The organism is Nocardia sp. NBC_01329 (assembly GCF_035956715.1).
Taxonomy (GTDB): Bacteria; Actinomycetota; Actinomycetes; order Mycobacteriales; family Mycobacteriaceae; genus Nocardia.
In genome coordinates this window covers 3,590,721-3,611,753 of record NZ_CP108381.1, presented here as the reverse complement: position 1 = coordinate 3,611,753, position 21,033 = coordinate 3,590,721, and the positions used below count along the sequence as shown (strand labels likewise).

Here is a 21,033-nt window from a genome sequence, read left to right as displayed (position 1 = left end):
CCGAATCCGCCACCATTGGGCCGTCCGGTGTCGGATCGCGGCGAATACGTGCGGATGGCGTGGCCGTATACCGGCGGCGATCGACGATTGTCGCCATGGGACACGACATCAACGGTTTTCACCACGTCGGGATCGTCAATCGCGACCTGGACACCATGGAGGCGACGTATCGGTCGTTCGGATTCACATTGAGCCCGCGGTCGCGGCATATGTTGTCCGAGCGTCCGGGGGCGCCGCTGACGGCGGGTTGCACGGCCAACATGTGCGCGCTGTTCGGTGATTCGTATATCGAGCTGCTCGGCATCGTGGACGACTCCGCCCCCGACCCGTGGCATACCCAGCAGATGGTGGAGCAGTACGAAGGGCTGCGGATTCTCAGCTTCGAGACTGCGGATGCGGCGGACACCGACGCGCGACTGGGCACGGCCGGGCTGCGTACCTCCGGGGTGCTGGATCTCGAGCGTCCGGTCGACACCGAGGACGGCCCGGCGGTGTTGCGCGCCCGGTCGGTCCATCTGGACCCTCGGTCGACGCCCGAGGGCTATATCGGTGTCGCCCAGCACCTCACCCGTGAATACGTCCTGCAGCCGCGTTATCTGACCCACCCCAACGGCGCCCTCGGTGTGGATGCCTTGCTGATCGTCGCCGCCGATGCCGAGTTCGACGCCATCGTAGGGCGCTACCAGCACGTTCTCGGCGTCGCGCCGGAGGCCGCCGGACCGGCGACCGTCCTGACGCGCGGCAGCGCGCGCGTCGAGATCGTGTCCGCGTCGGCCGCACCGGAGGTGCTGCCCGGTGAGACCGCGCCGGCGCCGTCGTATCTGGCGGCGCTGACCGTTGTCGTCGACGATATCGACCGGGCTCGGAAATTCGTCGAGGAAGCGGTCACCGAGACCCGGACCACCGGCACCGGATTCTTCGTCTCCGGCCGGGATGCCTGCGGTAGCGGGCTGTTCTTCACTGCGGCGCGATAATCGTCGACACCATCGGCGGCAAGGTCTGGGGTCGGGTTCGGCCCGGTCACCGAAGCTACGCGCGGGACGAAACGCACCGTGGCTCTACCGATTCGACTGGTCGCCCCCGGGTAGCCCGCTCGGCGCATGCCTTTGCATACCGGGTGTCGGTCCGGTGCCCTACCATCGCCGAATGTCGTTCACCCTGCGCCAGTGGCATACCGATACCGGCGAACCCGAGCCGGAACTCTCGGTGCTGGATACACCGGTAGCACACCGAGAGCCAGTCGGTCCCTGGACATTCGAGATCCGCAGCGATATCCCACTGTCCCCGATCGACTGCGAACGGATCATCACCTCTATCGTTTCGCCGGACGGGGCCGGACAGGACCGCGGAAAAATCACGGCCGATGCGGCCGTGCGGGCGGGTGCGGAGCTCACCGAAGCACTCGGTACGGGGCGCAGTCTGGACGACTACCTCGACGACGACGGGTCGCTGTTCATCCGGACCGACTTCGGTGACGACGATGCGTGGCGGGTCGTGGCCGCGTTGGCGATGGCCCCCGGCGCGGGCGAGGATGCCGAATTCGTTGCCACGCTGACCTGCATCGATAATCCGGAGAACGACGGCTTGTCGATCGATGCACTGCTCGACAAGATCGGCGACCGGCCGACCTACTATGCCTTCCTCGCCGACACCGTCACTCTCACCGACCCCGAACATCCGATCCTGGCCGTCGACACCGGCCCGGAGGAGACCGGCCACGAACGTGGCCAGACGATCCGAGTCCTCCCGTCGGAGATGTCGGCCATCGAAAACAACCTGTCCATCTCCAATATGGACTTCGAGGAATTCGCCGACGCCGCCGGACCGGACGGTGTGTTCCGCGGCTTCGCCTGAGATCCTGCAGCGGTGCTCGAGGTTGGTTCCCGCCGCTGGGACTGCGGTCGTGACCGGAGTCGGGCGCGCTGTCCGCGTGGTTTCATATCCGAAGCGGTACATCGGTGGCGAGAGAGACAAGGCAACAGGTCGCGAGACACGTTTCGCGTCTTGTTGAGCACCTAACCGATCTCGGGCTGGTTTCGGACCGCCCCCTTCTGGAGCCACTCACCTCTGGGGATCACGCGGAGCTCGACCTGTTCGCCGGCGAAATCCGCACATTTCCGATAGCCCTCGATGCCTGCCTGCGATACGTCGGTGAAGTCTCGTTCATGGGTGACTGTCCCCGTTGGACCTGTGGTATGAGGACTCTCCGGCCCCGAGGCAGCGCTGTGGTTCCCCCCCGGGCGGGCGCCGACACGCGCCTGCTGCCCTGGCCGGGCTACGGACCGTCCCCGATTTCTGACCTGTCGACAAAATGTGTCGTGTGAGCCGGTTCAGATTTTTTGGGCTGGGCCTGTCAGTCCTGCTCGAACAAGTGGTCGTAGCCGATCGCGAAGTCGCTCTCGGCGGGATCGACCACCACATGGTGCTGGTCACCGATCTGCGGCCGAGGTATACCTGCCGGTACTTCGCAGTCCGCAACGAACGTATCGATACCCGGCCCACTGATACGGACCCGAAGTTCGGCAACATCCGGATTCTCGCCCCCCTTACGTATCCGGACCGCGACGATCTCCGCCGTCGAAATAACCCCGACGGCCCGGAACCGCTTCGCGTCCCGTCTCTGTCCGTAGGTGGTCACCGCAATGGCGACGCCGATCGGGAATGTGATGATCGCCGGGCACAACCCACTCCACAGTGAATCACTGGTCAAACCGAGAACAGGCCCCGACAACATCAGACCGGCCGCGATCGAATAGGTGAACACCTGGGCGACAGGTCCGATGAGTTCGACTTGCCTCGGGTCTCTGTCGCTACCGGACACTTCGACATCATAGTGGCGGAACCCCGCCCGGATGGAGGGATCCCGCCCTGGGAGGATGAGCGTGCTTCACCGCTTCGGCTGATGAGGTACGGGCGGAGGAACGTCCAGATGAGGAAGCCCGGATGGCTGTGGTGTTGTTCGCCGCCATACGGCGTGATGCCCGGGAGAGTCTGTCGGGCAGGCAGGTCCAGCGCGAAACCGGCACCGACTCATACTGAATCGCACACACCCGAGCCACCCAGAGCTGAATTTAAACCGCGCTTTGCTGTGTGACGGCCTTTCATCTCTGTTGGTGGTGCATGGGTCCATGTTGCAGCGGCGACCGAGCTCGGTCTGGCTGACGGCCCCGAACTCGTCCAGCGCGGCCAGGTTGCGGAAGTGGTATCCACACGCACCGAGCCCACCGAACCCGTTGGACGCCAACCGGTGGGCGTGCACCGTCACCTGAGTGAGCAGCCAACTCGGCTTCGCGGAAAGGCGTGCGGGGTCTGGCCCACGACAGCCACCCTGTATTGTTGGTGATACCAATAGTTTCTGTATAGTTGGGGGAGCCGATGTTGGAGGCGACAATAGTTTGGCGCCGACAATAACGAGGAAGGTATGCACCGAACGCTTCGAGCCGTCGCAACCTGCGCCGCCGCCCTCACGCTTACGCTCACTGCCACCGCTTTCGGCGCCGACCAGGTCGGCCAGGTCGGAGTCGCCACCTCGATGGTGGGCGGGTAGTGGAGCTTTGGGGGAATTGTTCCTCTTTTCTGGAATGATGGTCGCTATGTCGTACGACTTGTATTTCTGGAAGTCTGCTGTCGGCAAGCCCAGCGAGATCTGTGACCGGTTGGCCGAGGAAGAAGTCGAGGACGTGGCTCCGAGCCCGGAGGTCGAGCGATTCCGGGCTGCGCTCCTCCGACGCTGGCCGGACCTCGCTGATGGAATCTCGCCGTGGGCCCCGGACCTGGACTGGCGGCAACCCTGGGGCCGCGAAGATCTCGGCGCCTATTTCGTGTCGCTGACTCTGCCCTACAGTGTCGACGCTGACACCATTCATGCCATCGTGGCGCTGGCCGATGAACACGCCTTGGTGGTCCACGACCCGCAAACAAGCGAAGAGATGCACTGATCTCACCGGCCGATCACGCCGGAATGAGGTGACCGGTTCCTTCCGGACAGTGACCCCTCGTAGGGTGGCTACTGAAAGTGAGGGAGCAGTTCGTGGGGCAGCATCGCAGGAAGTACTCGCCTGAGGACAAGGACGAGGCCGTGAGAATGGTGATCGAGTCACCGGAGCGGTCGATCGCGGAGGTCGCCCGCGATTTGGGTATCAACTCCGGAACGTTGACGAATTGGGTCGCGGCGCATCGTAAGAAGAATCCGGTCGCGGAGGATCCATTGACGATGCCGGAGCGGGCGCGGCTGCGGGAGTTGGAGCGCGAGAATCGGGAACTGCGCATGAAGGCGGAGTTCCTGGAAAAAAAGCGGCCTGTATCTGGCGGCCGTTATCGACTGCGGCACGAAAATGGTGGCCGGTTGGTCGATGGCCGACCACTACCGAACCTCGCTGATCGAGGATGCTCTCGATATGGCGGCCATCCGAATACCGATAATCGAGGATGCGATATTTCATTCCGACCGCGGCTCGAACTACACCAGTTATGATTTCGGGAATAAGCTGGCGGGGATGGGCATGAGGCAATCGGTGGGTCGCACCGGTGTGTGTTGGGATAATGCGATGGCGGAATCGTTCTTCGGAGCTCTGAATAACGAGTGATCATGTTTCGTTCACAGCCCGCACCGATGCCCGCCGCGCCGTTATGAAATATATTGAGAAGTTTTATAATCGGCGACGTATCCACTCAGGACTCGGATACAAGACGCCGCTGCAGGTTCACGTCGAGTTCTTGAATCAGCAGATAGCGGCATGAAATAGGCCTACGGGATCACTGTCCGGAGCCGCCGGGCTCCTCACTTCGCCATGGGGGAGTCCTCGCTGGTGAAGGTCCGTGATTCCTTGACGGACACCACCTTCACCCCCTTGGCGGTCAGAGTCCGGGAGTCACGGGCGCGTGAATTGGTTTCCGGGATCGTGGAACCAACTGTCCGGCCGGTGCGTCCAGGTTTTCGAGGATCGGGTATGAGTTGGTCCGGAGCGTGATCGAGAGGATTGGGATGGCAGAGGGGCAGCAGCCGATCACTGTGGACCCGGCCGCGATGGCTGATGCTGCGACGTTTTTCGGGTCGATGGCGACGACGTTGATCAATGCGGTCAAGGATGTGGACGCCAACATGGAGTTCCTGCAGGGTACGTGGCAGTCCGCGGCGGCGACCGCGTATGCCGGTGGCTGGGAAGAGGCCCGGACCGGTGCGTTGGAGGTGCTGGAGTCGCTGGGGGACATGGCCGAGTTGATGGGGGTGCAGGGGATGGACTTCCAGGGCACCGACTCGGATCTGTCCGGCGATCTGGCCGACAATGCTGCTGCCGCCGCACCGAGTTCACTGCGGCTATAGACGAAGCGGAGACGTTATGGGTGGGCCGCTGGGCGGCGGTTACCGCGTGAACCTGACCGAGTTGGAAGCGGCGGGTGATCGGCTCGGCAACCTCATCGGCTTCCTGGAGGACTGTCTCGATCAGATCGAGAAGCGGGTGGGTGTGCTGCGGCAAGGATGGTCCGGTGAGGCAGCCACCGCATACGACGACGCCCACGCGGACTGGCTTACCGGTGTGCAGGATATGAAGGACGGTCTGTTGCGGATGCAGGAGGCCGCCCGCACCGCGCACACCAACTACACCAGCGCCGCCCAGACCAACGTGGCGATGCTGGGCCGCGGCCCAGCTCCCGGCGCGCAGTGACCGATACCGCCACGATCGATGTAGACCCGCAGGTCTACTACGACGCCGCTACGGCGCTGACCACTGCGTCGATGGCGTTCGCTCGCGCGGTCGATGATCGATGGTCGGCGCTGGCCGACTGCGAGCAGATGGCTGGTTCCTACGACGACGCCAAAACCTGGGCTGCCGACTACGACGCCCGCGCCGGTGAGGCCATCAAAACCTCCCGAATGCTGTGGGAGGCGGCATGGAGCTATTGCCGGCTGATCGGCGAAATGGGCCACAATCACGCACTGGCCGACTGGGCGTCGGTGGTCAACAACATCGCCCCGCTCCCGCAGTACCCGACGATGCCCGATTGGCTCAGCATCATCTGTCGGCCCGAACTGCCCTCTGCCGGTGGCCCGGGTGAGGGCCTGGTCGTAGAGGGTCTTTCCGGCGCGGTCGATCTGCTGGACGAAGTCGGGGTGATCATTCCCGACGGCAACACCGGCAAGCTCGGCAACGCGGCCCGGATCTGGTCGGAGATGGCCGCTGATCAGGCGGTGGCGAATTTCGGTGCCGAGTTGAACCGTATTGCCGACATGTTCGCCGCCGTGACTACGCCGGAAGCGCAATACATCGATGAAGACCTGCGCAAAATGGCGACCGCCGCCGTAGGGGTGGTGGGCCTGATCGGCGAACTCGGTACCGCGGTCAACGATCACCTGGATTCCCTCCAGGAGTTGCGTAACAAGCTGAAGGATCAGCTCATCGCGCTCGGTGTGGAGATCGGTAAAGAGGTCCTGATCGGTATCGGGCTCTCGGTGATCACAGCCGGTTTCGGGGCGGCGCTGGCCACCGCCCGCGGCGCGGCCGCGGTCAAGAAGTTCGCCGGGCCGATCCGCTCGCTGGTGGTCATGTTCAAGAACGCGAAGATCACCAAAGGGGTCAAGCCCACCAACGCCCCCGCCAAACATCAGCCGACGCTGGCCGAGCTGGCGGCGCGGAAGCCGGTGACCACCCCCACCAAGCCGACCAGCACCATCACCAATGCGCTCACCGAAGACGACCATATCGCCATCAACTCATACAGCGGTCAGGCATATCAGTTCATGAACTCATACCTGCGTAACCCGCTCGCTCCGGACGACCCCTATATCAACAGTCGAGTCAAGGCTCTCGACGAGGCGCTGGGCAAGCTGCCCAGCTATGAGGGGCCTGTGGTCCGCCACACCAACCTTCCGCCGGAAGTGCTCGACAAGTACGTCCCGAACCAGACCGTCATCGAGGACGGGCTTTTTTCGACCAGCCGCAACCCCAACGGCGCCTCTCCGATGTTCGAGAATGGTGCGGAGGTCGAATTTCAGGTCTTGTCCAAGACCGGCAAAGATGTATCGGTGTACTCGAAGGAGCCGCAAGAGATGGAAGTGCTGTTTCCATCCGAGACGGAGTTCATCTGCACAGAGAAGACCTTCGATCCGGAGAAGAATAGGTGGTTCATCCGCCTGATCGAGCCGTAAGAGCAAGGAGAACAGATGCCTGAACACATCGCGGGGAAGACGTTCTTGACCCCCGAAGAGGCGCGCGCCACGGGGCGCCGCGTGCTGACCCCGGAAGAGATCGCCGAGGCGAACGCCAAATTCGATGAATGGGAGAAGACCCGCAACCCCGACGCGCCCGCCCCTGTGCCGTTCGGCGGCCGGTTCTCCGATGACCTGGTGGGCACCGAATACGACCCCGAGGCCCCCGGCTATCCCGACCACATGCGCAAGGAACTGCCCCCCGACTACCCCGAGGTGCAGCGGAAACAGTTCGAGCGGTGACCACGGCGACGCGGGTCGATGCTTTCGTCCGCTACGCCGGGGCCGGCCAGGCGGAATCCATCGCCCGTCTACTAATCCATCGCCTGTCTATTTAGGGCGTACCCTAAATAGACAGCACTACTGCTGCGTCGCTTGCGCGGCTGCGAGATTGCCCCGAACCCTTTCGTATGCGGGTGGTCAGGACCGAGAAACGCTCGTAGGCGGTGAGGGTTTCATCCAGCAGCAATATCGCCTCGGCACCTCGATCGGCATCATGGTAGGCGGTGGCGAGATTGTTGCAGGACAACAAGATGTCGGGGTGGTCGGGACCAAAGACTGAGGCTCCTTTCGGGTAGTGGACATCCTTCCGCAGGATCGACGATCCCGCTGACTCGATGTCCACTACCTCGGGAGGAGCCTCAGGTCGGTGTTCCACGGATGTGTCTGTCATGGCTGCGGAAGCTGACGCCTGATCGCTCTCGTGGGTGGTGTCACTCCTTCGAGTAATCCGTGCTCAGCCACCGCTCCGGCCGCATACGGATGAGGATCGATCCCGGCCCGATGTTCTGCTCGGTGTACGCCGTGCCCTCCTCCTCGCCGAGATACCGGACCGCGATAGGACGGGCCGTTTCGACGGTGGCCGTTTCGACACCGGTGACAGATCCTTCCACCGTGACATACCGGTACGGGAATTTCTCCACTTGAGCGGTGAGGGAGAAACGGCCCGCGGCGCGGATCAGCTTCTCCTTCACCGACCCGGTATCGGTCCAGATGAGCACCTCACCGCCCGGTTTGTAGGCGTACCAGATCGGCACGGCCAGCGGTGCCCGGTCCGGCCGTTCGACAGCGATCACCCCCACGTGGAGTTCGGCCAGAAACGCCTCACGCTCTTCATTGGTCATCGTCGGCATCGAACACGGTCCTTTCGGAGTAGGCGGAAACTGACATCGACAACATTCCGTAGTGCCGATGTATTTCGGGAATTCGGTCGGCCCCGCACGACACGGGTCCTGTCGGACCTGCGGATCGTAAGCGCGCTCAGGACGGGCCGGCGAAAACTCTGACGTGGACGCACTGGGCAGTGGGCGAGCCATCGGCCCAGCCACTGCTCATCACTTCGATACACCCTGGTCCGGGGTGTTCGTCCCTATCGAACCGGCATTCAATGGGCGCCCACCAATGGCGGCCGGCCGGTTCGACCGGGCGAACGCAGCACCTTGACCCAGCCGGTGCCGACCTCCCATGCGGCCACAACGACCGCGACGGCGATCACGGCCTGTGTGAACAAGCGCATTGCTTCGGTTCCGTCATCGGGGAATGCCGCGTCGAAATAGGCGGCCTCGAACAGCTGGTCGCTGGTGGCGAGCCACATCAGGGGCACGACGAACAGAATGTTCAGCACGGTGTTGACCGCGGCGAGCACAGTGGTCCAGCGGCCGATGGCGTACTTGGCGATATCGAGCACGATGGTCAGGCCCAGAATCCCGAGCAAGGCCGGCATCCAGAACGACCACAGGTCGACGTCCAGCATCTGGATCGGCACCCCGTCGGCATCTTGATAGGCCGAGAACTCGCGCTGGAGCAGGGCAGCGACAATGAGGAAGAGGGTGACACACACCGAGAACACCGTCTCTACCAGTGAGATCCCGCGACCCTCATCGGTATCCGGAAGGTTGTCGACCGACCACGCCCCAGCGGGGTCTTCCCGACGCCGGCCGCTGCGTTCGAGCACCGCGTACACGAGGGTTGTCCAGAACGCGATCTGCAGCGCCACCATCACGGTCAACCAGACAGCGCCCCCGATCGCCGCACCTGCGGACGAGCCGTCGATGATGTCGAGTGCCAGAACCGCAATCCCTGGCAGGGGCGCGATCCACAGGAGACCTTTGAGGAGTCGTAGCCAACCGAGGAAGAGCTCGGGACCGATCAAGTACAGGGGCCGGCCCGCCAATCCGGCCGCGAGACGATCCGGATCTCCGAGGTCGGTGAGCACCGCGACTTCGGCGGCCGCCGGTTCGGCGCCGGCGTCCACCTTCGCGTCGACCGCGTCGGTGATCGAACCACGCAGTTCGCGATCGATATCGTCGCGGGCGTCTGCGGGAACGCTGCGCAGGGTCGCAGCGACGTATCGATCCGTCAGTGTCATGACGTGCCTTTCTGAGTGGCGGATTCCATTGTCTGCAGGCTTTTTCCGATGGCGGTCCACTCGTCGAGGAGCGTCGCCGCGAGTTTCTCGCCGGATTCGGAGACCCGGTAGAACTTCCGCGGGCGTGACTCGTCGGTGTTCCACTCGCTGACCAACAGCCCTTGTTTCTCGAGGCGGCGTAGCAGTGGATACAGGGTGTTGGCATCGACCGCGATTCCCGCACCGGCCAGCGCCTCGAGCAGGCCGTAGCCGTAACCGGGCGTGCGCAACATCAAGAGGCTGGCGACGACGACGGAACCACGTCGCACCTCCTGGCTGTGGCTGGTAATCAGCTCTGCGTCGACCATGTCACTCACGATAGTGTGTGACACACACTATCGCAACTTGCACATCATGCACGGTCGGGTTTCGTCCCGTAGATTCCGCACACGCCCGGGAAATGGGCCCGGCCGATCATGTGGTGGCCGATCCGCTGGCGTGCGCGAAGCGGATCGCCGGTATGCCCCGCCAGGCTGTGGAGGCGACCAAACGCATACTGAACATTCAGCTCGAGAAGTCGGTGGCGGCCACCCTGGACTACGCCACCACCGCGGAATACCAGTTCTTCCAGACCGACGATTTCCACGCGACGATCGCCCGGCTCACCTCCGGAAGGAGATAGTCCGCGTCCGAAGCGAATACTTCGGTCGCGGAGAAGAGCTCCGCGAGGGTTGATGCTCCTATTTTTGTCAAGCTGCGGTGAGCCAGGCGCGGTAGCGGTCGGCGAGGTCGTAGTCGGGGTAGGTGCCCAGTTCGGTGCGGGCGAGTTTGGTGATGTAGGTGCCCATCGCGGCTGCGGCGGCGGTGAGGGTGATGTTCTTGGCTTGGCGAGCCGGGCGAAGATCGGCGAGGCCGGGTGCGGCCAGGCCGCGGGTGAGGGATTTGAAGATCTCGCGGGCGATCGCGCGTTTGAGGATGCGCATGATCTCGGCCGGGTTGCGTCCTTTGTTGCGTTGTCGGGCAACGAATTCACGGGTGCGTGGGTGGTTGGACATGCGGACCAGTGCGATGGTGTGCAGGGCGCTGTTGGCGTGTCTGTCGCCTCCGCGGGAGAGTCGGTGGCGGGTGGTTTTGCCCGACGATGCCGGCACTGGTGCGGTGCCGCACAGGGCGGCGAAGGACGCTTCACTGCGGAGCCGGTCGGGGTTGGCGCCGGCGGTGATCAGCAGCTGCGCTGCGGTGTGGGGTCCGACGCCGTGCAAAGACAGCAGGTGGGGGTTGGCGGCGGTGGCCAGCTCGCGGAGCTGCTGGTGGAGTTCTTCGGCTTGGGTGGTGAGGAACTGGTGACGACGGGCCAGGGTCTTCAGCGCGGTCAGCACGGCTCGTGCGACGGGGTCGGTACCAGTTGGCCGGCATGATGCCAGTGCGGTAACCAGTGCTTTTTCTTTGAGGCCTCGGTATTTCTCCCGGATTGTGGTGGGGGCGGTGACGAGCATGTGATGGATCTGGTTCATCGCCGCGGTGCTGGCTTTGACCGCTGAGCGGCGGGCGTTGTTCAGTGCCCGTAATGCTTCGATCTGCTCGGATTTCGGGGCCGCGTTCGCGCGTCCGGACAAGACTGCGCGGGCAGCGGCGTAGGCGTCGAGGGGATCGGATTTCCCCTGCATCCGCCGAACCGAGCGTTCGGGCCGGATGACTTCGCGGACCTCGATGCCGGTGGCCAGGGCCGCGCGGGTGAACCCTGCCCCGTAGGAGCTGGTGCCCTCGACACCGATGGCCTGCACTGTTCCGTGTGAGGCCATGAATTTCAGCGCGGCGTGGTATCCGGTTGTGGTGGTGGGAAATTCCTGATCGCCGAGTTCCCGGCCGACCAGGTCGCAGACGGCGATGTGGATGGTGTCGGCGTGGGTATCGACTCCCGCGACGAGTGCGGGGTTGGCGACCGGGGCGGTCACTGTCATGCTGGTTCTGCCTTCTGAATCGACTTTGGTGGGTCGACGCCGGTCGGGCGGGCAGACAGGACATTGATGAGGCTTGACCAGGCTCTTATTAAGTCATGTCCGCCCGGCCAGCGTGCGGGACCTTGATCGCCGGTCAGACCAAGTGATGGTCAACCCAGCAGGGCAACAGTCGGTGCGAGAGACACGACGATCAAGATCTTTTCCATCATCAGTGTCGGTGCCCTTTGCTTAGATCAGCGTGTGACAGAGATCGAGCTGGCGGCCGTACACGGTGATTTCGAGGCCCATATCACCATCCGTGCCAGTGGAGCCGGGACTGTCGTGGCGCTGGAACGGTACGCGGCGCGGCACGATATGAAATTCACTCACATCGTGTTGATGCGGGGGCGAACGCCTGACCAGCCGATGATCACGGTGCGGAGATCCGGAACAGTGGTGGCGGTGCGTGAGTGGATCCATACAGTGGTCGCGGCGCTGTCGGCAGCTGGATTCGAGGTGACGCGGGCGAAGCTCGAGGTGACGCCGTGGGCCGAGGGCGTGCCCGGCACCGACGCGGCCGCCGTGGTTCTGGGATCGCGATATTACTTCGAACACCACATCAAGCTGTTGCTGCCCGCGGGGGCCGTGCCGGACCATTTGGCCGCTACGGTCACGGGGCATCGGGCGCACGTGTCCGCGAATGCGCGGCGAGCCCGGGCGGACGGCCGGACGGAGCGGTTCGTCACCCAGCGCTGCCGGGCCGTGGGCAATCGGACAGCGTCAGCTCGGCTGACGGAGCTGCTGGCGGTGCTGGCGGATTATCGAATCCTCTCCGTCGAACAGGAATTCGTGGTGTACGACTCGAACGAATCGGTAGACGAGGGCTGGATCACCGAGCCGGCGGTGGCGCCGTGAACGCTCATCTTCCGTGGTACTTCACCGAGCCCGAGGACGGAGTCGAATGGCTTGCCGCTCGGCGGGCGGTGATCGATCACGTACTCGCCGCGATCGCGCAGTCGCCGTGGTCGGCGCGGCTGGTCCTGCGCGGCAGTGCGCTGGCCAAGGCGTGGTTCGGCGGGCGGGCGCGGGAGCCCGGCGACCTGGACTTCGTCGTGCACCACCGACTGTGGCGACTCGACGAACCGTCGGTGGAAGAGATGCTCGCCGATATCGTGGCAGATGCTGTGGCGATGTCGCGCCGGGCGGGTAGCACGGTGTTCATCGACCGGAAGGTGTTCTTCCGCGACGAGATCGGCGACGACTACCGCTATGGTGGTCTGCCCGGTGAGCGGCTGGTGCTGTCCTGGCACGGGCGTGGACAGGTCGGCACTGTACAAATCGATTTCGCTTTCGATGAGCCACTGCACGACCCGCCCGAGCCGACACTCATCCCGCGCTCGGGTCCGCCGGGTCCGCCGATGGTGCTACAGGCGGTGAGTAAGCGACTGTCGCTCGCGTGGAAGATCGCCTGGCTCGCCGCCGACGCCGGTCTCGGTGCCGCAGCGGACGACGATCAGGAGCCCGACTGTTCGGGGCCGTTGGGCAAAGACCTCTACGACGCTGTTCTGCTGGCAGAACATTGCCGGCTGCCCGGTGACCTACTCGACGCCGCACTGCAGTCCTGTCGCATACCGGCACTGGCCGCGCTCGATGCTCCGCTGGACGTGATAGTGGAAATCGCCAACGACGTCGACTGGTCCACATTCGCCGCGGACCACCCGCTGCTCGCGGGCGCACACGAGCAGTTCGTGTGGCGACTCGTGGTCGCGCTCGCCCCGACCTTCGCCTCCGGCCCGAACCGGATCTTGCCGCTGCTGACCGAAAAACTGCCGCCATGATCTGCCTGCTCTGCGCGCTCTCCTGGTCGCCGAGGGTATAACAGGACTCGCGGAAAGGTTCGCCGGCTCGCACTGTTCGGCCGCCGAACGCATCGTGCTGGTCCGCGAACTCCTCGGTGCGGGTCACTCGTCCGGTCAGATCGCCGACCTGGTGGCCCGGCTGCCGGGGACTCGGTGAAGTCGGCGCGGGCTGTATCCCGACGGGACCGGTGCCGAGATGCACCACCGTGGGCGGCGGACAGTCCGGATCCGAAGGTTCCGTGCGGCTGGAGCCGGAATCATTGTGTGGCGAGCAGGGTTTCGGAGCGTTGGACGGTCCCCGTGATGCCGGTTCCGTCCTGCGTCGCGAGCAGTGCCGTGGCCCGGCCCATCGTTTCGGGCGGTTCCACCATATCGGCCGGGATGTCACCGCCGCCCGCGGTGCTGATCCGGTCGACCACCTCGTGGATCGTGCCCGGAACCCGCCGGTGTCCTCGGAGCGTGCCGCCACCGCGACAGCCGCACCCGCCGCGGCCGGGCTCGCCGCGATGGCGGCGCCGATACCGCGGCTGGCCCCGGCGACGAAGGCGACCTTTCCCGCCAGCGATCGACCGGGCCAGCGATCGACCGAGCCCGGAAGGGTTGCGCCCGGCGCCCGGTCCGGTCGCCCCGGCGCCGGGCTCCTGGGCGGGGCCTGCGGATGCGCTCACTTCGGCGGGAAGCGCAGTGCACCGTCGAGGTGGATGACCTCGCCGTTGAGGTAGTCGTTCTCCACGATCGACTGGACCAGCTGTCCGTACTCCGGTGAGCGCCCCATCCGCTTCGGGAACGGGATCTGCGGGGACCAGTATTGTTCGAGCTGGTCGGCCGCCTTGCCGTAGGCGGGGGTGTTGAACGTGCCCGGGGCGATGGTGACCACCCGGATACCGAGCGGGGAAAGGTCGCGGGCGGCCACCAGGGTCATGCCGATCACGCCGCCTTTGGCCGCGGAGTAGGGGAGCTGGCCGATCTGGCCCTCGTATCCGGCGACCGACGCGGTGTCGACGATCACGCCGCGCGACCCCTCCTCGGTAGGCTCGGATGCCGCGATGGCCGCAGCGGACAGCCGCATCACGTTGAACACGGCGATCAGATAGAACTCGATGGTGGTGCGGGACCCGTCCAATGCCAGCGGGGGTGCCGTCCTTGCCCACCAGCCGGCCGGGACGCCGTGCAAGCCGCGAAAGCGGGACTGCTCGAGGTGGCCGATCTGCTGGTGGTCAACAAGGCCGACCGCGACGGCGCCGAGCAGACGGTTCGCGAACTACGCGCCGAATCCGATGCTCCGATACTCACGGCTGTCGCGGCGAACGGCACCGGTATCCCCGAACTGGTCGACGCCGTCGACGCCCACCACCGCGCCGACACCCCACCCCGGCGCGCTGCCCGGGCCCGGGCGCAGATCCTGTCACTGGCCTACAGCGGCTGCGCGCCCATCCGGTGCTCGACACCCTCGCCGCCGCGGTGGCGGCGGGCGCGTGCGATCCCTATTCGGCTGTGGACCAACTGATGCGGCCGGGTGGTGAGGGCGCCGGCAGCTGCGGTCCAACACCGGTGCGGCCCGGGGAGCGATCGGCTCGCCGGTCCCGATATCGGCGCGGGCGGCCGGCGATGACCGGCGACGGAGGTCCGGCCGTACTCGTCTGTGGCCGGCGCTCGTGCAACCATGATCGCTGGGCCGTTCGGCCATAAGCGGTCGACTACCCGATCAGTGGCAGAATCGTGCGATGACAGCCGCCAGGAGCGACCGCTATCAGAGACTCTCGGCTTTCCTGGCCTCCCGCAGCGACCTCGAGCTCGCCGAACTCACGGCCACGGGTCGGTCCAACAGCGTGGGAGTGGGCGGCGGCTCGGCAGTCCTCGGCGTCGACGGCGTACCGGTGTTCGCCAAACGCATCCCGCTGACCGATCGAGAACTCGCCCACCCGGGCTCCACCGCGAATCTGTTCGACCTGCCGGTGTTCTGCCAGTACGGCACCGGCGGCCCGAGCTTCAACGCATGGCGCGAGCTGGCCGCGAACATCATCGTCACCGGTGGTGTTCTGGCCGGCGAGACACAGGCCTTCCCGATGCTCTACCACTGGCGGGTTCTGCCCGGCAGGTCGCCGGTCGCAGCTGAACACGCCGACATCGATACGGTGGTTGCCGCCCAGGGCGGCTGCCGAGCGGTGCGGAACCGTCTCGAAGCGCTGGCCGCCGCACCGTCCAGCCTCGTGCTGTTCTGCGAATATATCCCGCACCCGATCGTGGACTGGTTGCGTGAGAACCCGGTCGGCAAGGCCGCCGCGGTCGAGCGGCAGCTCTCAGAGATTGTAGGGTTCCTGGACGATCGGGAGCTGCTGCATATGGACGGACACTTCGGCAACATGCGCAGTGACGGGGAACGGATCTATCTCAGCGACTTCGGGCTGGCTACCTCGCCGCATTTCGACCTGTCGCCTGCCGAGCGCGACTTCGTCGAACGCCACGCCACCCATGACGCCGACTACGCCGCCATGCGACTGGTCAACTGGCTGGTAACCGACGTCTGCGGGATACCGACACCGACCAGCATCGGCTCCACCGCCCGCAACGACTACGTACTTCAGTGCGCCGCTGGTCACATCCCAGAGGACGTGTCGTCGGTCGTAGCCGCGATCCTGACACGGCACGCACCGGCCGCCGCGAAGATGAACACCTTCTACTGGAAATTGTTCGGCGGCGACATCAACGCGAAATGCCCGGCCGGTAAAGGCCGATCGGGCCGGCCGGCCCCTCCGCGGCACAACTGATCGTGACCGTCTTGTCCGGGCAGGCGAAAGCGGCGGCGCGCAGGAACTGTGCCAGCAGTTGGCCGCCGAAGAGCCGGTGGTATTCCAGTTGCTGATTGGGGCCTTCGAATACCGACAGCGTGGCCTGCGGATCGGGGTCGGGCGCAGTCTTGTCGCCGGTCTGCGGCGCGATGGGCCGCAGACCGAGGTCCATGCAGGCGAGAAGGTCGGTCCAGAGGTCGGGCATACAGCAAGTGTAAGTCTGTATCTCTGGATTTGAGAACGTTATTCTCGACTAGTCGGCGTGGGCGAAGCCCCGGGCGCAGAAGTCCCAGATCTCCTCGGCCGAGATGGGATACGCGGTCTCGTCGTCGATGCCACCGTTGGACTGTGCGGTGAACATGACCGTCTGCATCACTATGGCTGCCACCCGGCGCGGATTGACCTCGGTGCGCAGCAGTCCGGCCTCATCGGCGTCGTCCATCAGTTCCGTGAACAGTGTCAGCAGCGGCGTGTGTGCGACCTTCACCTGTGCCGGATGGCTGACCAGCAGTTGCGGTGCGAAGTCGGTGAACAGCGGACGCTGCGCGGTCGGATCCGGGCGGCACAGTTCGTAGAGGAGTTCCACGGCCAGTTGCAGCCGTTCCAGGGCGTTGTCCTTGCCTGCCGCGGCCGCCCGGATCTGTTCGGCGGTCCGGCTCAGAGAATCCTCGAACAGTGCCAGCAGCAGCTCGTGCTTACCGTCGAACTGCAGGTAGAAGCTGCGCAGCGACTGTTTGGACCGATCCACGACCTCCTGGACCGTGAAATCGGTGGTGCCCTTTTCGGTGATGATCGCCTGGGCGGCATCGAGGAAGCGCTGGACCCGCTGTTCGGCGCGTAGCTTCGCGGTGCGGATCGAGCGCTCGACGGCACGCCGCTTCCAGGCCGGTTCTTCGCTCGGGCTGGTCACCGGTCGGCCCGCCCGATCCCATTGATCCCATCTGTGGAGAACATGAATGCACTGTACCGGAGAACGTACCATGTCCGGGCAGGCACGTCCCATTCTCGCTCCCTTGGAGAGACTCTTAATTTCACCTCAAGAGAATGCTATTCTCCTGAACATAACGCCACCCCGCCACAGGAGGCAGCCCGGATGCTCTTCGAGTTCGATGCCGATCAACGGCTGCTGCGCGATACGGTCCGGGAAGTCACCGCCAAAGAGTTTCCGGCGGCGGTGATCCGGGAGATCGTGGACGCCGGCGCGGACCCGGGCAGGCTCTGGAAGACCTATGTCGAACTCGGGTGGACCGAACTCGTCGAACCGTCCGAAACAGTGGAACTCGCCATCGTGCTGGAGGGTTTGGGCCGGGCGACCGACCCGACCTCCTATCTGGCCACGATGACCCAGTTCGCGCCGCTGGCAGCGGGTTCCGGCGTCCCCCACGGGACGGGAGCCGCGGTGTTCGAGGGGGTGACCGCCACCCGGGACGGCGACGGCTGGTTGTTGAGCGGCACCGCGGCGCCGGTGCTGGACGGTGATCGTTGCGATCGTCTGGCCGTGATCACCGAGGCCGGTGTCTTCGTCGTACCCGCACATGCCGTGACCACTCGGCGGACGGCCGCGTTCGATCCAGTGCTGCACCTCGCGGAGGTCACCTTCGACGCGGGCCGCAATCAGCATCGTCGGCGACTGCGCGAGACAGGAGTGCGGGCCCGAACCCCAGGCGAGATTCCAGCGATTGTTGAGGCGAACCGTGGCCCGTGAATTGCTCGGCAGAGCCGGAGCCGCAGAACATATCGACTGGCCGGTCCTGGTGCGAGCGGGCCGGCCAGGTCTCGAGGTGCCGGAGGGATACGGTGGCACAGCGGCCGGCATCCTGCTGGAGGAGGTCGGCCGTGCGGTCGCGCGCACCGCGTATCCGAGTGTCGCCTCGGCGGGTATCGGCGCGCTGACGCTGCTCGAGCCGAATACCCACCGGGACGCGGTGCTGCGCGAAACCGTCACGGGCATCGCGATACCGATCGCGGTGCTGAGAGGAAATATGGTGCCGGCGGCCGGCGGCGAAACGGCTTGTGCCGGCACCGGAGGCATAGTACCCACATTCCGTCTGACCCAAACCACCGAGGGTACGAATTATCCGGAACCGCCGATTTCGTCCCCGACGCTCCGGTGGCGACCACACTGCTCGTTCCCGCGCGTGCTCCGGACGGGACCGTGCAGGTCGCTGTCGTATCGTCCGGTGCGCCCGGGCTGCGGATCGACGACCGAGCGGTGGTGGACGAGACCCGGTCGCTGGGCCGGATCACCGCACGCGAGGTCGCTCTGGCTCCGGACGAGGTCCGACCATTCCTGGCCGGCGGCGACCGTGGCTCGCGTGCGCTCTACGACCGGGCCGCGCTGGCGTCGGCCTGCGACAGTCTGGGAGTCGGTGCGGCAATGCTGGACGCGACGGTCGAATACGCCGGAGTCCGTGCGCAGTTCGGCCGGCCGATCGGATCCTTCCAAGCGGTCAAACACGCCTGCGCCGATATGTTCGTGGAACTCACCATCGCGCGCAGGCTGGTGTCCGAAGCCCTGTCGGCACCGGTGGACGGTTCGCCGGAATCGTGCCGGGCCGTCTCGGCGGCCAAGGCCTCCGCCGCCGCGGCTCGCGTGCGGGGACTCGAGATCGAGCAGATCGTCGACCACGCGGTGCGCTTTCTCGAGGCTGCCCGATTCGCCGAAACGCAGGGCGATATCAACCCCGTATCTGATCGTGACTTCCGGCGAAGTCCAGGAAGCGAGGGATGACCTCCTCCTGGTTCGCCCAGAGGAGGTCGTGCCCGATATTCGGGTATATCTCCACGTCTGCCGACGGAATGTGTTTCCGGGCGCGGGCCGCACCGAGTTCGGGGTCGTTGACGACCGTTTCGGCGCCGAAGAGCGCCAGGGTCGGCGCGGTGATCGCTGCCAGTTCTTCGTCGGTGAGCACTCGGTCCCATGGCATCCCGGTCCGGAATTTCAGGCTCGCCATCACCATCGCGAACTCCTCGTCTGTGAGCTGCGCGCGAGGGACCAGCCAGGCGTTGAGCTTGCGCATCCGTTCTGGTGTCGGCCGTAGGCCGGCGGCGAGGAATTTGAGCAGCAGGCTCCATTTCGGTTTGGCGAAGGTGGCCCCGCCGGGTTCGAACATGGTGAGGCTCGCCAGACGGTCGGAGTGGTAGACCCCGACCATGATGGCCATCCAGGCGCCCAGAGAATTCCCGGCCAGGTGGACTCGATCCTCGCCGAGTCCGTCGAGGGTCTCGACCACCCACTTCGCTACGTCGGCGCCGTCGCGTACGGGTGCGGTCTGCACGCAGCGGCCCGGCCATCCGATGACATCCGGTGTGTACACCACGCGCTCACGCGCGAAATCCTCGATGAACCGGTGCCACACCAAGCCACTACCCGAGATCCCCGGAAGCAGCAGGACCGGTTCGCCCTTGCCGGTTCCGGACTTGCGCACTCGGGTTGTCCCGAATGACGTTTCGACATCGAGTTCGGTCGAGGGGACCGGCCAGCGCCGGGCCGCGGCGTCGTAGACGCGCAGATACTCGAACTTCGCCTCATCGCTCTTGAAACGCCCGATCTTCGGCATGGACTCGCTCCTCCGACTTTTTATAGTATATGCATACTATCTTAGATAGTACGGGCATACTAAAGAATCGGGATCTTCACGCCGGAGAGAAGGAGCGAGCGTGCCACGGTTGGTCGACCACGAACTGAGGCGGCGGCAGATCACCGGCGCCGTGCGGCGACTCATCGTCCGCGGCGGCCTGGACGCAGTGACCTTCCAATCGGTCGCCGCCGAAGCGGGCTTCTCGGTGAGCCTGGTGCAGTACTACTGCGGAACCAAGAGAGACCTCCTCCTCGCAACCCACCGATCGGTGATGGAAAACGTCGGTACCCGATTCGCGCGACGCTGGGCCGCCCTGGGCGAGGACATACTGCCCCGCGAAGCTGTTCGAGCAGTGCTGACCGAACTACTTCCCCTCGACGAACAGCGTCGAGAGGAGACCATCGTTCTCGGCGCGTTCGGCACGGGATCGGTCACCGGGCAGGGCATCACAACCGAGGAAACGCTCACAGCATCGCGGCTGCTGGTCTCCATCGTCGCCGATCAGCTCGGGCGAGCTCACCACCTCCAACCGGCCGTCCATCGAATCGACCTGATCGCCGAACTCATCACCGCGTCGATCGCGGGGATAGCCCAGGGCCTGATCCAGGGTCACGGCACAGCCCAGCTGGCCGAAGAACTCGTAGACCAACAGCTCGACCTCGTCCTCGGGCCCCGAGACGAAAACCCGTCCGAGTCGGCGATCGATGACACAACGCCGTGAGCCGAGGCGCAGGGATCGAGGGATGGCGCGGCGTGACACCTCGGCGAGACATCGCACTGTGGCGGCCGCGTGCGTGGCCGGCTCGCCGATTCGAGGCGTTGTCGGTGCCATCGGGCCAGGGACTCACATTCGGCCGCGATACCACCGGACCCGGGCGAGCGGACCATCGCCGCGGCGGGCGTTGCGGTCATGTGTCGGCGCGGGTGTCGAGCAGGTCGCCGAATTCGGCGGCGTAGGCGAGATGGCGGCGTAGCCGCCGGGCGCTGTCGCGGGTTCGTTCCCGGCACTGTCGCAGGAACTCCCGTGCGCGGTCGTGCTGTTCACCGACCGCGGTGGGATCGTCGAGGACGGCGAAAGCGTCGAGAAGCTGCTTCATCTCCGCGAGGCTGAACCCGAGGGGCTTCATCCGCCGGATGATCAGCAGCCGGTCGACATCGGCGGCGGTGTAGAGGCGGAACCCGCCGGCCGACCGCGCCGAGGGGGTGACCAGCCCGACCTCCTCGTAGTGGCGGATCGTTTTGATCGACAACTCGGTGCGCTCGGCGACCGGGCCGATCTGCAGAAGCCCTTCCCCACCTGGCGCGTCCAT

Annotated in this window: 25 protein-coding genes and 4 pseudogenes; 17 read left to right on the top strand and 12 right to left on the bottom strand. The window is 65.2% G+C overall.

What is annotated here, in order from left to right; genetic code table 11:
- Positions 1-95 precede the first annotated feature (95 nt).
- Both OG405_RS16325 and OG405_RS16320 read left to right on the top strand, forming a co-directional pair.
- Complete coding sequence (locus OG405_RS16325; protein ID WP_327147355.1) at positions 96-974, top strand: VOC family protein; 879 nt, start codon at positions 96-98, stop codon at positions 972-974.
- 172 nt (positions 975-1,146) lie between these two features.
- Positions 1,147-1,854 (top strand): DUF6924 domain-containing protein, encoded by a 708-nt coding sequence (locus tag OG405_RS16320; RefSeq protein ID WP_327147354.1) that lies wholly within the window; start codon positions 1,147-1,149, stop codon positions 1,852-1,854.
- A 499-nt stretch (positions 1,855-2,353) separates the two neighbouring features.
- On the opposite strand, the gene OG405_RS16315 is transcribed toward OG405_RS16320, so the two are convergent.
- Positions 2,354-2,821, bottom strand: a complete 468-nt coding sequence (locus tag OG405_RS16315; protein ID WP_327147353.1) for a hypothetical protein — start codon at positions 2,819-2,821, stop codon at positions 2,354-2,356.
- Positions 2,822-3,421: 600 nt separating this feature from the next.
- Between OG405_RS16315 and OG405_RS16310 the strand changes: the two genes are divergently transcribed.
- From OG405_RS16310 to OG405_RS16280, 7 genes and pseudogenes are all read left to right on the top strand, one after another.
- Positions 3,422-3,547, top strand: a complete 126-nt coding sequence (locus OG405_RS16310) for a hypothetical protein (RefSeq protein ID WP_327147352.1) — start codon at positions 3,422-3,424, stop codon at positions 3,545-3,547.
- Positions 3,548-3,593: 46 nt separating this feature from the next.
- Positions 3,594-3,938 carry a hypothetical protein gene (locus OG405_RS16305; protein WP_327147351.1) on the top strand — a complete coding sequence of 115 codons (345 nt, stop codon included), beginning with the start codon at positions 3,594-3,596 and terminating at the stop codon, positions 3,936-3,938.
- A gap of 92 nt (positions 3,939-4,030) precedes the next feature.
- Positions 4,031-4,740: pseudogene (locus OG405_RS16300) on the top strand (IS3 family transposase).
- Between the two features lie 244 nt (positions 4,741-4,984).
- Positions 4,985-5,323: a WXG100 family type VII secretion target gene (locus OG405_RS16295; RefSeq protein ID WP_327147350.1), complete on the top strand. Its 339-nt coding sequence runs from the start codon at positions 4,985-4,987 to the stop codon at positions 5,321-5,323.
- Positions 5,324-5,339: 16 nt separating this feature from the next.
- Complete coding sequence (locus OG405_RS16290; protein ID WP_327147349.1) at positions 5,340-5,666, top strand: WXG100 family type VII secretion target; 327 nt, start codon at positions 5,340-5,342, stop codon at positions 5,664-5,666.
- Positions 5,663-7,147 carry an ADP-ribosyltransferase gene (locus OG405_RS16285; RefSeq protein WP_327147348.1) on the top strand — a complete coding sequence of 495 codons (1,485 nt, stop codon included), beginning with the start codon at positions 5,663-5,665 and terminating at the stop codon, positions 7,145-7,147. The genes OG405_RS16290 and OG405_RS16285 overlap by 4 nt, the downstream gene beginning before the upstream one ends.
- 15 nt (positions 7,148-7,162) lie before the next feature.
- Complete coding sequence (locus OG405_RS16280) at positions 7,163-7,450, top strand: hypothetical protein (protein ID WP_327147347.1); 288 nt, start codon at positions 7,163-7,165, stop codon at positions 7,448-7,450.
- Between the two features lie 103 nt (positions 7,451-7,553).
- On the opposite strand, the gene OG405_RS16275 is transcribed toward OG405_RS16280, so the two are convergent.
- From OG405_RS16275 to OG405_RS16260, 4 genes are all read right to left on the bottom strand, one after another.
- A complete protein-coding gene (locus tag OG405_RS16275) occupies positions 7,554-7,832 on the bottom strand; it encodes a tetratricopeptide repeat protein (protein WP_327147346.1) in 279 nt (92 codons plus the stop codon).
- A gap of 88 nt (positions 7,833-7,920) precedes the next feature.
- Positions 7,921-8,340: a pyridoxamine 5'-phosphate oxidase family protein gene (locus OG405_RS16270; protein ID WP_327147345.1), complete on the bottom strand. Its 420-nt coding sequence runs from the start codon at positions 8,338-8,340 to the stop codon at positions 7,921-7,923.
- Between the two features lie 251 nt (positions 8,341-8,591).
- Complete coding sequence (locus tag OG405_RS16265) at positions 8,592-9,575, bottom strand: permease prefix domain 1-containing protein (protein WP_327147344.1); 984 nt, start codon at positions 9,573-9,575, stop codon at positions 8,592-8,594.
- The gene (locus OG405_RS16260) at positions 9,572-9,922 is read right to left on the bottom strand and encodes a PadR family transcriptional regulator (protein WP_327147343.1); all 351 of its coding nucleotides are present in this window, start codon (positions 9,920-9,922) and stop codon (positions 9,572-9,574) included. The genes OG405_RS16265 and OG405_RS16260 overlap by 4 nt, the downstream gene beginning before the upstream one ends.
- Before the next feature lie 92 nt (positions 9,923-10,014).
- Here OG405_RS16260 and OG405_RS16255 point away from each other — a divergent pair, with 92 nt between their 5' ends.
- Positions 10,015-10,236, top strand: coding sequence for a hypothetical protein (locus OG405_RS16255; RefSeq protein WP_327147342.1), 222 nt, complete (start codon positions 10,015-10,017; stop codon positions 10,234-10,236).
- A gap of 67 nt (positions 10,237-10,303) precedes the next feature.
- Here OG405_RS16255 and OG405_RS16250 read toward each other — a convergent pair whose 3' ends face one another.
- A complete protein-coding gene (locus OG405_RS16250; protein ID WP_327147341.1) occupies positions 10,304-11,515 on the bottom strand; it encodes an IS110 family transposase in 1,212 nt (403 codons plus the stop codon).
- Between the two features lie 240 nt (positions 11,516-11,755).
- On the opposite strand from OG405_RS16250, the gene OG405_RS16245 reads away from it, so the two are divergent.
- Together OG405_RS16245 and OG405_RS16240 are read left to right on the top strand one after the other, a co-directional pair.
- Positions 11,756-12,409: a hypothetical protein gene (locus OG405_RS16245; protein ID WP_327147340.1), complete on the top strand. Its 654-nt coding sequence runs from the start codon at positions 11,756-11,758 to the stop codon at positions 12,407-12,409.
- On the top strand, positions 12,406-13,332 hold the full coding sequence (locus OG405_RS16240; RefSeq protein WP_327147339.1) for a nucleotidyl transferase AbiEii/AbiGii toxin family protein: 927 nt from the start codon (positions 12,406-12,408) through the stop codon (positions 13,330-13,332). The genes OG405_RS16245 and OG405_RS16240 overlap by 4 nt, the downstream gene beginning before the upstream one ends.
- Before the next feature lie 398 nt (positions 13,333-13,730).
- Here OG405_RS16240 and OG405_RS29265 read toward each other — a convergent pair.
- Together OG405_RS29265 and OG405_RS16230 are read right to left on the bottom strand one after the other, a co-directional pair.
- Positions 13,731-13,915: pseudogene (locus tag OG405_RS29265) on the bottom strand (SDR family NAD(P)-dependent oxidoreductase); the annotation flags it as partial.
- Between the two features lie 102 nt (positions 13,916-14,017).
- Positions 14,018-14,513, bottom strand: a pseudogene (locus OG405_RS16230) (SDR family NAD(P)-dependent oxidoreductase); the annotation flags it as partial.
- Between OG405_RS16230 and OG405_RS16225 the strand changes: the two are divergent.
- Together OG405_RS16225 and OG405_RS16220 are read left to right on the top strand one after the other, a co-directional pair.
- Positions 14,504-14,859, top strand: a pseudogene (locus OG405_RS16225) (methylmalonyl Co-A mutase-associated GTPase MeaB); the annotation flags it as partial. The pseudogenes OG405_RS16230 and OG405_RS16225 overlap by 10 nt on opposite strands.
- Before the next feature lie 218 nt (positions 14,860-15,077).
- Positions 15,078-16,121 carry a serine/threonine protein phosphatase gene (locus OG405_RS16220; RefSeq protein ID WP_327147338.1) on the top strand — a complete coding sequence of 348 codons (1,044 nt, stop codon included), beginning with the start codon at positions 15,078-15,080 and terminating at the stop codon, positions 16,119-16,121.
- Here OG405_RS16220 and OG405_RS16215 read toward each other — a convergent pair.
- Both OG405_RS16215 and OG405_RS16210 read right to left on the bottom strand, forming a co-directional pair.
- A complete protein-coding gene (locus OG405_RS16215) occupies positions 16,057-16,347 on the bottom strand; it encodes a hypothetical protein (RefSeq protein WP_327147337.1) in 291 nt (96 codons plus the stop codon). The genes OG405_RS16220 and OG405_RS16215 overlap by 65 nt on opposite strands.
- Before the next feature lie 48 nt (positions 16,348-16,395).
- Complete coding sequence (locus OG405_RS16210; protein ID WP_327147336.1) at positions 16,396-17,052, bottom strand: TetR/AcrR family transcriptional regulator; 657 nt, start codon at positions 17,050-17,052, stop codon at positions 16,396-16,398.
- A 183-nt stretch (positions 17,053-17,235) separates the two neighbouring features.
- On the opposite strand from OG405_RS16210, the gene OG405_RS16205 reads away from it, so the two are divergent.
- Together OG405_RS16205 and OG405_RS16200 are read left to right on the top strand one after the other, a co-directional pair.
- Entirely contained in the window at positions 17,236-17,847 is a 612-nt protein-coding gene (locus OG405_RS16205; RefSeq protein WP_442790564.1) for a hypothetical protein, read from the top strand.
- Positions 17,848-18,252: 405 nt separating this feature from the next.
- Positions 18,253-18,873: an acyl-CoA dehydrogenase family protein gene (locus OG405_RS16200; RefSeq protein WP_327147335.1), complete on the top strand. Its 621-nt coding sequence runs from the start codon at positions 18,253-18,255 to the stop codon at positions 18,871-18,873.
- Here OG405_RS16200 and OG405_RS16195 read toward each other — a convergent pair.
- Complete coding sequence (locus tag OG405_RS16195) at positions 18,821-19,702, bottom strand: alpha/beta fold hydrolase (protein WP_327147334.1); 882 nt, start codon at positions 19,700-19,702, stop codon at positions 18,821-18,823. The genes OG405_RS16200 and OG405_RS16195 overlap by 53 nt on opposite strands.
- A 100-nt stretch (positions 19,703-19,802) precedes the next feature.
- On the opposite strand from OG405_RS16195, the gene OG405_RS16190 reads away from it, so the two are divergent.
- Positions 19,803-20,444, top strand: a complete 642-nt coding sequence (locus tag OG405_RS16190) for a TetR/AcrR family transcriptional regulator (protein ID WP_327147333.1) — start codon at positions 19,803-19,805, stop codon at positions 20,442-20,444.
- Positions 20,445-20,631: 187 nt separating this feature from the next.
- Here the strand turns inward: OG405_RS16190 and OG405_RS16185 are convergent, their stop codons facing one another.
- Positions 20,632-21,033, bottom strand: a complete 402-nt coding sequence (locus OG405_RS16185; RefSeq protein WP_327147332.1) for a MerR family transcriptional regulator — start codon at positions 21,031-21,033, stop codon at positions 20,632-20,634.